We start from the raw sequence: 13,976 nt of genomic DNA, 5'->3' as shown, positions 1-13,976 counted from the left end.
TCCTGATCGTATGACCTGATCCCGAACATACCGGCGATGGCGGGAAGGCGCCCACGTTGATCCAAAGGCGACCGGATACGCTGAGTTGAGTGAGGACAGCGACACATCGACATTCCGTGTGATCGTCAGCAGACAGGAGATCCCCTCGTGACCGTCGTCGGGCCGTTCGGACTGCGCGTGCGGGACCAGGCTCTTGAGGCCGATGTCCAGACCGGTTTGGCCGCTGTCGAGGCGGGGCTGCTGGATGCCACCAAGAGCGAGGTCCCGTTCATCACGGAGGCCGCGCAGCACCTCGTGAGCGCGGGGGGCAAGCGGTTCCGTCCGCTGCTGGTGATGCTGGCGTCCCAGTTCGGTGACCCGGACGCGCCGGGGGTCGTTCCCTCGGCCGTGGTCGTCGAACTGACGCACCTGGCGACGCTGTACCACGACGACGTGATGGACGAGGCGGACGTACGCCGCGGGGTGGACAGCGCGAACACCCGCTGGGGCAACTCCGTCGCCGTCCTGACGGGCGACTTCCTCTTCGCCCGCGCCTCGCACATCCTGGCCGACCTCGGACCCGAGGCCGTACGCATCCAGGCGGAGGCGTTCGAACGGCTGGTCACCGGCCAGATCCTGGAGACCGCGGGCCCGCGCGACGGCCGTGACCCGGTCGACCACTACATGGACGTGCTCGGCGGCAAGACCGGCTCACTGGTCGCCGTCTCCGGACGGTTCGGCGCCATGATGGCCGGCGCGGACGAATCGGTCGTGGACATCCTCACCCAGTACGGTGAGCGGCTCGGCATCGCCTTCCAGCTCGCCGACGACGTACTCGACATCGCCTCCGACTCCCACGAGTCGGGCAAGACGCCCGGCACGGACCTGCGCGAAGGCATCCCCACCCTCCCGGTGCTCCATCTGCGCGCGCAGGCGGCGGCCGACGGCAAGCCGGACGACGTGGAGCTCGTCGCGCTCCTTGACGGCGACCTCGGCGACGACGACCGGCTCGCGGAGGCACTGGGCAGGCTGCGCGCCCACCCCGCGCTGGAGCAGGCGCGGCGGGACACCGTCCGCTACGCACAGGAGGCGCGGGCGACCCTGGCTCCGCTGCCCGAGTGCTACGCGAAGGCCGCGCTCGAAGAGCTCTGCGACGCCGTGGTGCACCGCGCGGGCTGACGCCGGACCCGGCCCGACCCCTACTGGATGGCGGACCCAGGACCCCTCGGTGTCATACCGGAGGGGTAGGCGCAGTTGCTCCCGCGGGCTGACGCATGCCGGCGCCCGATTTGGTCAGATGGAGAACAACCACTCCTGACCACATCGGGTGAGAATGGCGGCAGGGAGTGGACAGAGTGCAACCGGACGGAAGCCGCCGACCACGGAGGTAGGGCACACATGGCACCGAACGACAGCGCAGAGACCAACGGCGAGGCCACGGGCACTGTCGTGGGCCGCAGGAAGGCCGCACGCTACATCGTTCCCGTCGCAGTGGCGGGGGTGGCCGCAGCGACGATCGGACTCGTCCCGGCGCTCGCGAGCTCCGGGGACCCGGAGCTGCCGAAGATCACCGCGCAGGAACTCATCGAGAAGATCGCCGCATCGGACGAGGAGCAGCTCTCCGGCACGGTGAAGGTCAGCACCGACCTCGGCATCCCGTCCTTCGGCGGACTCGCGGAATCCTTCGCCCAGGGCGCGACCGGTACGGACAAGGGGGGCGAGAGCACCTCGAGCGCCGCGCCGGAAGCGAAGCTGATGGAGCTCGCCTCCGGGACGCACACGCTGCGGGTGGCGGCCGACGGCCCCGACAAGCAGCGCCTGTCGATCCTCGGCGAGGCCTCCGAGTACAGCATCGTCCACAACGGGGACGACGTCTGGGCGTACGACAGCGAGTCCGACGAGGCGTACCACGCGCAGGACGGGCAGGGCGACCGCGCGGGCGGGAAGGCCAAGGAGCACAAGGCACCCGCCGGCGTCCCGGCCACGCCGAAGGAGCTGGCCGAGGAAGCACTCGCCGCCGTGGGTGACACCACGTCGGTCACGGTCGACGGCACGGCGCAGGTGGCGGGGCGCGACGCGTACCAGCTGCTGATCAAGCCCAAGCAGTCCGGTTCGACGATCGGCTCCATCCGGATCGCGGTGGACGCCGAGAACGGCGTACCGCTGAAGTTCACCCTGTCGCCCAGCAGTGGCGGCAAGGCCGCGATCGACGCCGGCTTCACGAAGGTCGACTTCAGCAAGCCCGACGCGTCCTCCTTCTCCTTCACCCCGCCCAAGGGCGCGAAGGTGACCGAGGCCGACGAGCTGCAGGCCGAGGCGGAGAAGAACGCCAAGGCGGACAAGGTTCCGGAGGACCTTGCGGAGCTGGAGGGCTTCAAGGGCCTCAACGTCATCGGCGAGGGCTGGAACGCCGTCGCCGTGATCGACACCCCCGGCGGCAAGGGCCTCGCGGGACTTCCCACGGAAGGCTCCGGATCCGGTGACGTACCGGAGGGTGCCATGCAGTTCCTGGACGCCCTCGGCGACAAGGTCACCGGCGACTTCGGCTCGGGCACGGTCTTCAAGACGCGCCTGGTCAACGCCCTGGTGACGGACGACGGCAAGGTCTACGTCGGCGCGGTCACCAAGGACGCGCTGGTGAAGGTGGCCAACACCGCCAAGTAGTACACGCCCTGCGCGCCGCCCCGCCGTACGCTCCGTACGGCGGGGCGGCCCGTTCACGGACGGCAGCCCCACGGCGGCGAGCGGGAAGGACCGGGAGTGCGCATGACCGACACAGCGGCCGGGACGGTGGAGGCGGGTGCCGGACCGGGGCCGGCCCCGGTGATCGAGACCCGCGGCCTCACCAAGCGCTACCGCGGTGGCCAGCTCGCCGTGGACGGTCTCGACCTCAGCGTCCCCGGCGGCAGCGTCTTCGGCTTCCTCGGTCCCAACGGCTCGGGCAAGACCACCACCATCCGGATGCTCATGGGCCTCATCGACCCGACGTCGGGCACCGCACACGTCCTCGGCAGACCCATGCCCGCCGCCTCCCGCACCGTGCTGCCGCAGGTCGGCGCCCTGATCGAAGGGCCCGCGCCGTACGGGTTCCTGAGCGGCCGTGACAACCTCCGGCGGTACGACTCCGTCGACCCGTCGGCCGATCCGCGCACCCGCCGCGCCCGCGTCGACAGTGCCCTGGACCGGGTCGGCCTCGGCGCCGCGGCCGGCAAGAAGGCCAAGGCGTACTCGCTCGGCATGAAGCAGCGCCTCGGGCTCGCCGCCGCGCTGCTCCAGCCCCGCAGACTGCTCGTCCTGGACGAGCCGACCAACGGTCTCGATCCGCAGGGCATGCGGGAGATCCGCTCCCTGATCCGCGAGCTCGCGGCCGAGGGCACCACCGTCTTCCTCTCCTCCCACCTGCTCGACGAGATCGAACAGGTCTGTACGCATGCCGCGGTGATGGCCCGCGGGCGGCTCCTCACGCAGGGCCCTGTCGCCGACCTCGCGGCGGGCGCCCGCGGCCGGCTCTCCGTCACCACTCCCGACCCGGGCGCCGCCGCCCGCATCCTCCGGGAGCACGGGGTGGGAGGTCTCCTGAGCGACGGCGACCGGGTCACCGCGGACGTGCCGCCGGGCGAGGTCGAACTGGCGGACCTCAACGCCGCCCTGGTGCGCGGCGGAGTCCGTGTACGGTCCTTCGGCGTCGAACGGGCCTCCCTCGAAGACGCCTTCGTCGCACTCACCGGAGAGGGATTCGATGTCGCAGGCTGAACTCACCACGGCGGCCGCGCCCCGCGCACCGCGCCCGCTGTGGACGCTGGGGATCCTCCGCTCCGAACTCGGCATCGCACTGCGCCGCCGGCGCACCCTGGCCCTGCTCGGTGTGCTGGCGGCCGTACCCGTGCTCATCGGGATCGCCGTCAGGATCGAGACGAGCGACGGCTCCTCGTCGGGCCCCGGCGGCGGGGGCGGCGGGCCCGCGTTCCTCGCCCAGGTCACCAACAACGGCCTCTTCCTGGTCTTCGCGGCCCTGTCCGCGACGCTCCCCGTCTTCCTCCCGATGGCGGTCGGGGTCGTCGCCGGCGACTCCGTCGCGGGTGAGGCGAGCGGCGGCACCCTGCGTTACCTTCTGGTCGCCCCGGCGGGCCGGACCCGGCTGCTGCTCGCGAAGTACGCGTCGGTGCTGGCGTTCTGCCTGGTCGCGACGCTGGTCGTGGCGGCATCAGCACTCGCGGTGGGTGCGCTGCTCTTCCCCGTCGGCGAGGTCACGACGATCTCGGGGACCCGGATCGGCTTCGGCGAAGGACTCGTGCGGGCCGGCCTGATCGCGGTGGCGGTGGCGGTGTCACTGACGGGGTTCGCGGCACTCGGCCTGTTCGTCTCGACGCTCACCAACAGCGGGATCGCGGCGATGGCGGCCACCGTGGGGGTGCTGATCACCGTTCAGATCCTGGATGCGATGCCGCAGCTGGACGGGATCCACCCGTATCTGTTCCCGCACTACTGGATGTCCTTCACGGACCTGCTGCGCGACCCCGTCTACTGGGACGAGATGGCCAGGAACCTCGGGCTGCAGGGGGCGTACGCGGCGGTGTTCGGGTCGGCGGCCTGGGCGCGATTCACCACGAAGGACATCACTGTCTGAAGGCGGCTCACCGGGGACCGTCCGCGCCGTCGGCCGGTCGAGCCGTCCCCCGATCGGCTCGTCGCGGCGCAAACGGCACGAACGGTGAGAAGCACGGAACGTCGCGACACGGTACGTTCCGTTTCTTCCAGGTCATTGTTCGACTTCTGGCGACGGGCTGTCAACAAGCAGTGGACCGAATCCCCCTATGCTCACCGAATGATCACATCGCCGAGTTCCCTGCGCCGCAGTGAGCGATCACGACGGGCGACTCTGGACGCGGCTCTGGAGCTGTGCACGGAGAAGGGGTACGGGCGGGTCACCGTCGAGGCCATCGCCGCCCGCGCCGGGGTGAGCAAGAAGACGATCTACCGCTGGTGGCCGTCGAAGAGCGCGGTGCTCCTCGAAGCCTTCACCGAGGCGCTCGTCGGTGCGACGCCGTTCGTCGACACCGGTGACATCGCGGCCGATCTCCGGACCCACATCAACAGCGCGGTGAAGCTGCTGTCCTCGCCGCCGTACGGCCCCGCCTACGCCGGGATCCTCTCCGAGATGCACCATGACGACGCCCTCGCGGTGGCGGTCAGGGAGCAGCTGGTCGACCCGCGTTTCGAGCGGGCCGTGGGGCGGCTGCGCAGCGCCCAGGAACAGGGGCAGGTTCCGGCCGACGCCGATCTGCCGCTGGCCGTGGAAATGCTCTACGGCCCCGTCTACTACCGCCATGTGCTGCGCAAGCCGCCACAGGACGACGCGACGGTCGCCGCACTGGTGGCCCACGTCCTGCGGTCGCTGGGCGCCGGGAGTGCGGCGGGACAGGCCGGTGCGGCAGGCGGCGGCGCGGAGGGGGTGGTGCCGGGCGGTCCCGGCCCCGAGGGTCCGGAAGCCGAGGGGCCCGGTCCGGATCGCGTCAGCTGAAGAAGGTCTTGGCCCGGGTCAGCGCCGCGGTGTCGGACAGGACGTCACCGGGCCCGCTGCCGTTGCCCAGCAGCACCCCGCCCCACCGCATCCCCAGGTACCGACCGGAGATCCTCAGCGTCCCCGTCAGCGGCTCGGCGACGGCCGGATCCGCGTCCGCGAGTGCCGTGATCCCCCACAGGGTCTTGCCGGCCATCCGCTGCTCGAAGTCGGCGTCGGGCAGCCTCAGCCAGCCCGACCAGTGGTCCAGGTAGCGCTTGGTGGAGGTGGAGACCGAGTACCAGTACAGCGGTGAGGCGATGACCACGTCGGTGGCGGCGAGCGTGGCCTCCAGCAGGGTCGCGGCGTGCCCGGTCGGGGGCAGGTGCTCGCCGTCCGCGTGCCGCAGGTCCTCGAAATCCGGCAGCGGCAGGTCCCGCAGGTGCAGCCAGCGCTGTTCGGCGTCGGCCGGGAGCTGCTCGGCGGCGAGCCGGGCGAGCGTCTCGGTGTTGCCGCCGGCGCGGCTGCTGCCGAGCAGGAAGAGGAAGCTGCGCGTGGCCATGATGGACCCCCGGTCGACTGCGTGCGACTGTTACCTGCGTCTGCATTATATGCATGCGCATGCAATCGGCGCTCATCCGAAGGGAAGCTCGAAGGGAAGCTCAGCCGAACAACCGCTCCAGGACGGCCGCGACGCCGTCGTCCTGGTTCGACAGGGTCACCTCGTCCGCCGCCGCCTTCAGCTCGGCGTGGGCGTTGGCCATCGCCACGCGGTGGCCCGAACGACGGAACATCGGCAGGTCGTTGGGCATGTCGCCGAACGCCACCGCGCCGGCGGTGTCACAGCCCAGCGCCTCGGCCGCCAGCGCGAGCCCCGTGCCCTTGTCCACGCCGTACGGAGCCAGCTCCACCGTGCCCGGCCCCGCCATCGTGACGGTCGCCAGATTCCCCACGACCCCACGGGCGGCCGCGGCCAGCTCGTCGTCCGTCAGCTCCGCGTGACGCACCAGGACCTTGATGATCGGTGCAGCCCACAGCTCGCCGCGGCGCTGCGCCCGCTGTGCGGGGAGCGAGGGGTGGGGCATGCGGTAGCCCGGCTCGATCAGGGTCCGGCCTTCGGTGCCGTCCTGGTCCACCGCGGCGAAGACCGGTCCGACCTCCGCCTCGATCTTGCCGAGTGCGGTGTCGGCGAGCTCCCGGTCGAGCGTCACCGAGCTCAGCATGCGGGCCGACCCGGCGTCGTACACCTGTGTGCCCTGCCCGCAGACCACGAGGCCTTCGTAGCCCAGGTCCGCGAGCAGGCCGCGTATGCCCGGCACCGGGCGGCCCGTGACGATCAGATGCCGCGCACCGGCGGATGCGGCGCGGGCGAGGGCGGCCCGGGAGCGAGGGCTCACGGTGTCGTCGGGGCGCAGGAGGGTGCCGTCCAGATCCGTGGCGACAAGGGTGTAGGCGGGTGGCGTCAGCATGGGGGTCAGCCTAGGGAGATCGGCTTCCGGCCGTACCCCGCTGACCTGCGCGGACGGTCAGCTCCCTCACTGGACGCAGAATTCGTTGCCTTCCGGGTCGACGAGCACCTGCCAGGACCCGGAGGGTTCGTCGACGGTGCGCAGCACGCCCGCGCCCAGCCCCACCAGCCGTTCCACCTCCGCCTCGCGCTGTCCCGGGGGCGTGTGCACGTCCAGGTGGAGGCGGTTCTTCACCGTCTTCGGCTCCGGAACGCGCTGGAAGAGCAGCCGGCGCCCGAGGCCCATGCCGCTCTTCTCCTCGAAGGGTTCGTCGGGGTGCCGCACGGCGGCGAGGTCGCGCCAGGCCCGGCGCCCGTGCGACTCGGTCGTGAGGGACTCGTCCACCGACCCGAAACCGAGCAGTTCCTCGATCAGGGCGCTGTGGTCCTCCACCGCGTACCCCAGCGTCTCGGCCCAGAAGTCGGCCTGGGCATGTGGGTCCTGGGCATCGATGACGACTTTCCAGTGCAGGGTCATGGAAACCGTTTATAGTGGTTACATGACTGCGTCGGCAACAGGCACGCCGGAACCGGGGCTGATCCTCCGTACGCGGCAGGGCCGTTCGTACCGGTTCGATCCGGGCGCCCTGTGCCTGGAGCTGCTGCTCACCAGTGATCCGGGTGGCGTGCCCTGGCACTACGAAACGCTGCACGAGCCCGCCGACCTGGTCCGGTGGGCCGGTGAGAGCCGGCTGCCCGGCGGCCTGGTGCTCCTGGTCGGCGAGGCGGAACTGGCCCGCGCCCATGGACTGCGCGGGGCGCTCTGGCGGATGACCCAGGCCCGCGCGAAGGGCCTGGCCCTCGCACCGGCCGACACGGACGTGGTGAACGCGGCCGCCGCCGAGCCCCCGCTGGCGGCCCTGATGACGGCCGGCGGCAGCCGGGAGTGGGCCCCGGGGGCAACCGGCACGGCACTCCTGTCGACGGTCGCCCGGGACGCCGTGGAGCTGTTCACGGGGCCGTACGCCTCCCGGATCCGGGAGTGCGAGGCCCACGGGTGCGCCCTGCACTTCGTCGACACCTCCCGCCCCGGAAGGCGGCGCTGGTGCGCGATGGGCCGCTGCGGAAACCGCCACAAGGTACGGGCGCACCGCGCCCGTCAGACGGAACCCGGCGACGCCGGGGAGTGAAGGGAGAGGCATGATGCCGACCGGACTCACACAGGACGCCGGGTGGGAGATCGGCGTTTCCAGGACCCTGCCCAGGACCGCTTCGGCCGTCTGGGAGTTCATCGCCGGCGACGAGGGCGTGGCCCTGTGGCTCGGCTCCGCGTCACCGCTGCCCACCGAGAAGGGTGCCCCGTACCGCACGGCCGGCGGGGTCGAGGGTGAGATCCGCAGCTACCACCCGGGCAACCGCATCCGGCTGACCCATGGTTCCACGACGGTCCAGGTCACGGTGTCGCCCAGCCCGCAGGACAAGGCGGTACTCCGCTTCCACGAGGAGCGTCTGGCGAGCGCGGAGGAACGCGAGGAGCGGCGCGCCCACTGGCAGCACGTGATGGACCGGGTCGCGACCGCGCTCGGCTGACCGGTCCTACTCGGGCGGGCAGGTCCTGCAGACGTGCCGGTCGAGCGCGGTCAGCAGCTCCTGGGCGGACTCGCGGACCGCTGGATCTCCGTCGCCGGTGAGCCGCAGGGCCGTCGTCCGGCCCGCCAGGACGGCCAGGTGGGCGTCCCTCGTCCACTCCGGGTGGTGCGTGTGCCCGTGGGCGAGGATCGTCTGCAGCAGTCCGAGCACACCGACGCGGTCCTTCACCGACTGCGTCGCGGCGAGCTCCCACAGGAACGGCACCGTGGCGACCGTCGAGTCGAAGACGGCCAGAGCGCCGATCCACTGACCCAGGTCGCTCAGCGCGTCCTCGGCGGACTCGCTGTCGCCCCAGGCGATCCGCGACAGCATGCCGGGGACTTGGGAGGCGGAGCCGCCCGCATGGCGCAGCTCATGCCACTGAACGTGCCTCATGTCCCCCAGAATCGTCCCCATCCCGGGCACTCAATCAGCCTTTGCGTGTGCCGTCCACCATGCATGCCACACCCACCCGGTCCGACGCCATGATCGGGACGGAGGACTCCTGGCGTTACTCCAGGGCGACGCGTGCGTCGTAGCCCGCTCGGGCTGCCGCGATCTCGTCCTGGTGCTCCTCGGTCCAGGTCACCAGGGTGCGGATCGTGGTGTGCAGCGTGCCGCCGAGAGGTGTGAGCTCGTACTCCACCTTGGGCGGTACCACCGGGTGGACCGTCCGCTCGATGAGTCCGTCGCGCTCCAGCTGGCGCAGGGTGACGGTCAGCATCCGCTGGCTGATGCCGTCGATCTCCCGCTTCAGCTGGGTGAAGCGGAGCTTGCGGCGGTCGAGCAGTGCGATCACCAGCAGGGACCACTTGTCGGCGACCCGGTCCAGGATCTGCCGCACCTCGCAGCCCTCGCGGGTGTCCCACTGGAAGGGGTCGGGATCGCCTGCCGCCGTATGCGGCTCCGGCGGGAGCGTGGTCACGGTGCCTTCAGGGTGCCTCGGTGACTTCGAAGTGCCTTCTTCCATGAAGCCTCATGGTGGCGCACGATTCTCGTGGTTACAAGAGGGAACCGACCCTCCTGTTCGTAACCGCACCTGTCCCGTGCCGCTCCACGCCCTCGGGGCTTCGCAGTACTCCGGACCACGACAAGGGGATTCCTGTGTCTGTCGCCGCACGCACCGCACCCGCACTGTCCGCCCGCGCCTGGGCCCTGCTGCTCGTCCTGTGCGGCACGATCTTCCTGGAGGGCATCGACGTCGCCATGCTCGCCGTGGCCGTCCCGTCCATCAGGGCCGATCTGGACCTGTCGACAGGCACCGCGGCATGGGTGATGAGCGCCTACGTCCTCGGCTACGCCGGCTTCACCCTCCTCGGTGGCCGCGCGGCCGACCTGCTCGGCAGACGCCGGATGTTCCTCGTCTGGCTCACCGTGTTCCTGCTCTTCTCCGGACTCGGGGGCCTGGCCACCGAAGGCTGGATGCTGATCGTGGCCCGCTTCGTCACCGGCGTCGCCGCCGCCTTCATGACCCCCGCGGCCATGTCGCTGATCACCACGTCGTACGAGGAGGGGCCGCAGCGCAACAAGGCCCTGCTGGTCTTCGCCGGCACAGCGGCCGGCGGCTTCTCGCTCGGACTGGTCATCGGCGGTCTCCTCACCCAGCTCGGCTGGCGCTGGGTGTTCTTCGCGCCCGTGCTGCTCGCCGCGGGAATCCTGCTCGCGGCCGTCCGTACGGTCCCCGTCGAGCCCAGGCCCGAGCGCACCGGCGGCTTCGACCTGCCGGGGGCCGCGGCGGCGGCGGGCGCGATGCTGCTCCTGGCCTTCGCGATCGTGCGCCTGGAGCACGCGGCCGAGGGCTGGGCGCTGCCGGCCGGTGTCTTCGCGGCCGGACTGCTCCTGGCCGGGCTCTTCGTCCTGATCGAACGACGGGCGTCCGCCCCGCTCGTCAGGCTCGCGATGCTGCGCAGGGCGTCCATGATCCGCGCCGACCTCGGGGCGCTCCTCTTCGTGGGCTCCTTCTTCGGCTTCCAGTTCGTGGTGACCCTGTACCTCCAGGAGCTGCGCGGCTGGTCCTCGCTGCAGACCGCGCTGGCCCTCGTGGTGATGGGTGTCGACGCGGTCCTGGCCCCGACCCTGACCCCGCGCCTGGTCGACCGCTTCGGCAACGCACGGGTGATCCTGGGCGGTTTCGTGCTCGCCATCGCCTCGTACGGGCTGTTCCTGCCGATCGGGCTCGACTGGACGTACCTCGCGATGTTCCCGACCCTGATCCTCACCGGAACCGCCTTCGCGCTGGCGTACGGTCCATTGTCGATCGCCGCGACCGACGGCGTGCCCGACGCCGAGCAGGGGCTGGCGGGAGGACTGCTGCACACCTCGACGCAGTTCGGCTCGGCGGTCGGCATCTCGGCCGTGACCGCGGTGTACGGCGCCGTCTCGGCCGGAACGGACGGATCGGCCGCCGCCACGCTGACGGCCTTCCGTGCGGCACTGGTGGTGCCGGTGGTGATGGTGGTGCTGGGCGCGCTGATCACGGCGTACGGCCTGCGTGCGGGGAGGCGGAAGGCCGGCCCTGCGGACGGAGCCGCCGCACCGGAGTTCGCAGGGGAGCCGAGGGCCACCGAAGAAGTCGGGGCCTGACCCGGCCCGGCGCGGCGGAGCGGCGCGGGTACCGGATCCACCTGGCCCACCCGGTCAGGAGGCCGGTGCCCGTTCCGCGGCCGCCGCACCCGAATCCGTACCGGCGGCAGATGTCCCCGGCGTCGTGCCGGGCACCGCGTCCGGGGCCGGAGCGGCACTCGTGCCCACCGGCGCCCCGGCCTCCGCGGCCAGGACGGCCAGGCGCAGCGCCTCGGCCCGTGTCCGTCGTGCCGTCCGCAGCGCGTCCCAGGTCAGCAGCATGAGCGCCACCCAGACCAGAGCGAATCCGGCCCACCGCTCGGGCGGCATCGCCTCGTGGAAGTACAGGATGCCGAGCCCGAACTGGAAGACCGGCGCCAGGTACTGCAGCAGACCGAGCACGGACAGCGGCACCCGGATCGCCGCCGCACCGAAGCAGACGAGCGGGATCGCCGTCACGAGGCCCGTCGCGGCGAGGAGGGCCCCGTGTCCCGCGCCTCCGGCCAGGAACGTCGTGTCGCCCCGCGCGGCGAGCCACAGGAGGAACGAGAGCGCGGGCACGAACAGCACAGCGGTCTCGGCGGCCAGCGATTCCAGGCCGCCCATGTTGACCTTCTTCTTCACCAGGCCGTACGTCGCGAAGGAGAAGGCCAGGGCCAGCGAGACCCAGGGCGGCTGCCCGTAGCCGATCGCCAGGACCAGCACCGCGGCGAAACCGGTCGCCACCGCGGTCCACTGCACGGGCCGCAGCCGCTCACCGAGCAGCAGGACACCCATGGCGATCGTGACCAGCGGATTGATGAAGTAGCCGAGCGACGCCTCGACGACGTGGCCGTTGTTGACGGACCAGATGTAGATGCCCCAGTTGACGGAGATGACCGTCGCGGCAATCGCTATGAGGCCGACCTTCGCGGGCTGCCTGAGCAGTGCGCCGATCCAGGCCCACCGGCGCAGGGCGAGCAGCGCGATGCCCACGACACCCAGCGACCAGACCATCCGGTGGGCGAGGATCTCCATCGCTCCGGACGGCTGCAACAGCGGCCAGAACAGGGGCACGAGGCCCCACATCCCGTACGCGCCGATTCCGTACAGCAGGCCTGCCCGCTGTTCGTTCTTCCCCTCCACGGGCCCTCCCGGCGCTCCTGCGTCGGCGAGCGGCCGACTGCACGACGGTAGCGCCGGAAAGGCCCTGTGTCATAGCCGTCTCACGGAAACGCTCGTGACACGGCTACCGTCGGCCGTCACCCGGCGGAGACCGCGGCCGCCACCGTCACGGCGAGCGGAGTCGTCGGCCGGCCGATCAGACGGGCCAGGTCACCGCTGGTACCGGCGAGGAGTCCGCGCCCGATCGCCTCGTCGACGTCGACGAGGATCGCCGCGAGGCCCTCGGGCAGCCCGGCACCCACGAGGATCTCCCGGTGCGTGGCGGCGGGCACGTTCGTGTACGTGATCTCCTTGCCGGTCGCGGCGGCGACCACGGCGGCGTACTCGGCCAGGGACCAGGCGACGTCGCCGCCCAGCTCGTACGCGGCACCGAGGTGGCCCTCGCCGGTCAGTACGGCCGCCGCGGCGGCGGCGAGGTCGTCGCGCGAGGCGGAGGCGATGCGGCCGTCACCCGCATTGGCGACGACGGCCCCGTGCTCCAGGACGGGCCCGAGGTTCGCCGTGTAGTTCTCGGTGTACCAGCCGTTGCGCAGGAAGGTGTACGGGAGTTCCGAGTCGAGGATCAGCTGCTCCGTCACCTTGTGCTCGGCAGCCAGCTGGAAGTCCGCGTCCGGGCCGCCCAGCACACCGGTGTACGCGAGCTGCGCGACGCCCGCCGCCCTGGCGGCGGCGATCACGGCGGTGTGCTGCGCCACCCGCCGGCCGATCTCGCTGCCGGAGACCAGCAGTACCCGGTCGCCGGCCCGGAAGGCGTCGGCGAGGGTCTCGGGCCGGTCGTAGTCGGCGATCCGGATCTCGATGCCGCGGGCGGCGAGGGGGGCGGCCTTCTCCTTGCTGCGGACGACGGCGGCGATCCGGTCCGCCGGGACCGTGGTGAGCAGCTGCTCGATGACGAGGCGGCCGAGTTGTCCGGTGGCTCCGGTGACGACGATGCTCATGGGGGTCTCTCCTGGTGGTGCTGATGCGTGGGGAACGACACTCACCATAGGGGCGGTACTAACTGTAGGAAAGTACCCACTTTGAAGTAAGGTACTGGCATGAAGGTAAGCATCCTGGACGAAGTGGGCGGCAGGCGCCCGGACGTCAACCAGCAGAACTGCCCCTCGCGGCTGGTCCTGGAACACATCACCAGCCGGTGGGGCGTGCTCGTGCTGGCCGTCCTGCTGGAACGCTCCTACCGGTTCAGCGAACTGCGCCGCGAGGTCGGGGGCGTCAGCGAGAAGATGCTGGCCCAGACCCTCCAGACGCTGGAGCGCGACGGTTTCGTGCACCGGGACGCGAAGCCGGTGATCCCGCCCCGCGTGGACTACTCGCTCACCCCGCTCGGCAAGGAGGCCGCCGACCAGGTCTGGGCGCTGGCCCGCTGGTCCGAGCGGCAGGTGGACGAGGTCGAGTCGGCGCGTGCGGCATACGACGAAGCCCGGAACCAGTCGGTTCCGGGCCCCGGCGATCAGGAGTGACGGCGGATCAGCCGATCACGGTCCAGGTGTCGTTGCCGGCGAGGAGGGTACTGAGGTCTCCCTTGCCGTGTTGTTCGATGGCGGTGTCGAGTTGGTCGGACATGAGGGTGTCGTAGACGGGTCTTTCGACGCTGCGCAGTACGCCGATGGGGGTGTGGTGGAGGGTGTCGGCGTCGGCGAGGCGGGAGAGGGCGAACGCGGTGGTGGGGCTGGGGTTGTGGGCGTCGTGGACGAG

At 71.3% G+C, this 13,976-nt stretch carries 16 protein-coding genes and 1 pseudogene; 9 read left to right on the top strand and 8 right to left on the bottom strand.

Annotated elements, in window-relative coordinates; all coding sequences use genetic code 11:
- Positions 1-147 precede the first annotated feature (147 nt).
- The 5 genes from ABZS61_RS24340 (at position 148) to ABZS61_RS24320 (ending at position 5,500) form a co-directional block, all read left to right on the top strand.
- A complete protein-coding gene (locus ABZS61_RS24340) occupies positions 148-1,158 on the top strand; it encodes a polyprenyl synthetase family protein (RefSeq protein WP_356424986.1) in 1,011 nt (336 codons plus the stop codon).
- A gap of 219 nt (positions 1,159-1,377) precedes the next feature.
- Positions 1,378-2,643 carry a DUF2092 domain-containing protein gene (locus tag ABZS61_RS24335; RefSeq protein ID WP_356424984.1) on the top strand — a complete coding sequence of 422 codons (1,266 nt, stop codon included), beginning with the start codon at positions 1,378-1,380 and terminating at the stop codon, positions 2,641-2,643.
- A 102-nt stretch (positions 2,644-2,745) separates the two neighbouring features.
- Entirely contained in the window at positions 2,746-3,732 is a 987-nt protein-coding gene (locus tag ABZS61_RS24330) for an ABC transporter ATP-binding protein (RefSeq protein WP_356424981.1), read from the top strand.
- The gene (locus ABZS61_RS24325; protein WP_356424978.1) at positions 3,719-4,606 is read left to right on the top strand and encodes an ABC transporter permease; all 888 of its coding nucleotides are present in this window, start codon (positions 3,719-3,721) and stop codon (positions 4,604-4,606) included. The genes ABZS61_RS24330 and ABZS61_RS24325 overlap by 14 nt, the downstream gene beginning before the upstream one ends.
- 198 nt (positions 4,607-4,804) lie before the next feature.
- Positions 4,805-5,500, top strand: coding sequence for a TetR/AcrR family transcriptional regulator (locus ABZS61_RS24320; RefSeq protein ID WP_356424975.1), 696 nt, complete (start codon positions 4,805-4,807; stop codon positions 5,498-5,500).
- On the opposite strand, the gene ABZS61_RS24315 is transcribed toward ABZS61_RS24320, so the two are convergent.
- The 3 genes from ABZS61_RS24315 to ABZS61_RS24305 all read right to left on the bottom strand — a co-directional run bounded on the left by ABZS61_RS24315 (position 5,493) and on the right by ABZS61_RS24305 (position 7,464).
- Positions 5,493-6,041, bottom strand: coding sequence for an NAD(P)H-dependent oxidoreductase (locus ABZS61_RS24315; protein WP_356424972.1), 549 nt, complete (start codon positions 6,039-6,041; stop codon positions 5,493-5,495). The two genes, ABZS61_RS24320 and ABZS61_RS24315, sit on opposite strands and share 8 nt — an antisense overlap.
- Positions 6,042-6,141: 100 nt before the next feature.
- Positions 6,142-6,948: an HAD family hydrolase gene (locus ABZS61_RS24310; protein ID WP_356424969.1), complete on the bottom strand. Its 807-nt coding sequence runs from the start codon at positions 6,946-6,948 to the stop codon at positions 6,142-6,144.
- A gap of 66 nt (positions 6,949-7,014) precedes the next feature.
- On the bottom strand, positions 7,015-7,464 hold the full coding sequence (locus ABZS61_RS24305; RefSeq protein WP_356424966.1) for a VOC family protein: 450 nt from the start codon (positions 7,462-7,464) through the stop codon (positions 7,015-7,017).
- 22 nt (positions 7,465-7,486) lie between these two features.
- On the opposite strand from ABZS61_RS24305, the gene ABZS61_RS24300 reads away from it, so the two are divergent.
- Positions 7,487-8,116, top strand: a complete 630-nt coding sequence (locus ABZS61_RS24300) for an ABATE domain-containing protein (protein ID WP_356424963.1) — start codon at positions 7,487-7,489, stop codon at positions 8,114-8,116.
- A 13-nt stretch (positions 8,117-8,129) separates the two neighbouring features.
- Entirely contained in the window at positions 8,130-8,516 is a 387-nt protein-coding gene (locus ABZS61_RS24295; RefSeq protein ID WP_356424960.1) for an SRPBCC domain-containing protein, read from the top strand.
- A 6-nt stretch (positions 8,517-8,522) separates the two neighbouring features.
- Here ABZS61_RS24295 and ABZS61_RS24290 read toward each other — a convergent pair whose 3' ends face one another.
- The gene (locus tag ABZS61_RS24290) at positions 8,523-8,972 is read right to left on the bottom strand and encodes a hypothetical protein (protein WP_356424957.1); all 450 of its coding nucleotides are present in this window, start codon (positions 8,970-8,972) and stop codon (positions 8,523-8,525) included.
- Positions 8,973-9,066: 94 nt separating this feature from the next.
- Positions 9,067-9,525, bottom strand: coding sequence for a helix-turn-helix domain-containing protein (locus tag ABZS61_RS24285; protein WP_356424954.1), 459 nt, complete (start codon positions 9,523-9,525; stop codon positions 9,067-9,069).
- A 164-nt stretch (positions 9,526-9,689) separates the two neighbouring features.
- Here ABZS61_RS24285 and ABZS61_RS24280 point away from each other — a divergent pair, with 164 nt between their 5' ends.
- Positions 9,690-11,138, top strand: coding sequence for an MFS transporter (locus tag ABZS61_RS24280; RefSeq protein ID WP_356425484.1), 1,449 nt, complete (start codon positions 9,690-9,692; stop codon positions 11,136-11,138).
- A gap of 54 nt (positions 11,139-11,192) precedes the next feature.
- On the opposite strand, the gene rarD is transcribed toward ABZS61_RS24280, so the two are convergent.
- The gene (gene rarD, locus ABZS61_RS24275; protein WP_356424951.1) at positions 11,193-12,242 is read right to left on the bottom strand and encodes an EamA family transporter RarD; all 1,050 of its coding nucleotides are present in this window, start codon (positions 12,240-12,242) and stop codon (positions 11,193-11,195) included.
- A 116-nt stretch (positions 12,243-12,358) separates the two neighbouring features.
- Positions 12,359-13,219: an SDR family oxidoreductase gene (locus tag ABZS61_RS24270; protein WP_356424948.1), complete on the bottom strand. Its 861-nt coding sequence runs from the start codon at positions 13,217-13,219 to the stop codon at positions 12,359-12,361.
- A gap of 99 nt (positions 13,220-13,318) precedes the next feature.
- Here ABZS61_RS24270 and ABZS61_RS24265 point away from each other — a divergent pair, with 99 nt between their 5' ends.
- A complete protein-coding gene (locus ABZS61_RS24265; protein WP_356424945.1) occupies positions 13,319-13,741 on the top strand; it encodes a helix-turn-helix domain-containing protein in 423 nt (140 codons plus the stop codon).
- A 7-nt stretch (positions 13,742-13,748) separates the two neighbouring features.
- On the opposite strand, the pseudogene ABZS61_RS24260 reads toward ABZS61_RS24265, so the two are convergent.
- A pseudogene (locus ABZS61_RS24260) lies at positions 13,749-13,976 on the bottom strand (2-oxoacid:ferredoxin oxidoreductase subunit beta); the annotation flags it as partial.

Source organism: Streptomyces sp. NPDC005566, from assembly GCF_040605575.1.
Classification (GTDB): domain Bacteria; phylum Actinomycetota; class Actinomycetes; order Streptomycetales; family Streptomycetaceae; genus Streptomyces.
Note: the sequence above shows the minus strand (reverse complement) of the source record. Positions and strands in the feature narration are given on the sequence as shown.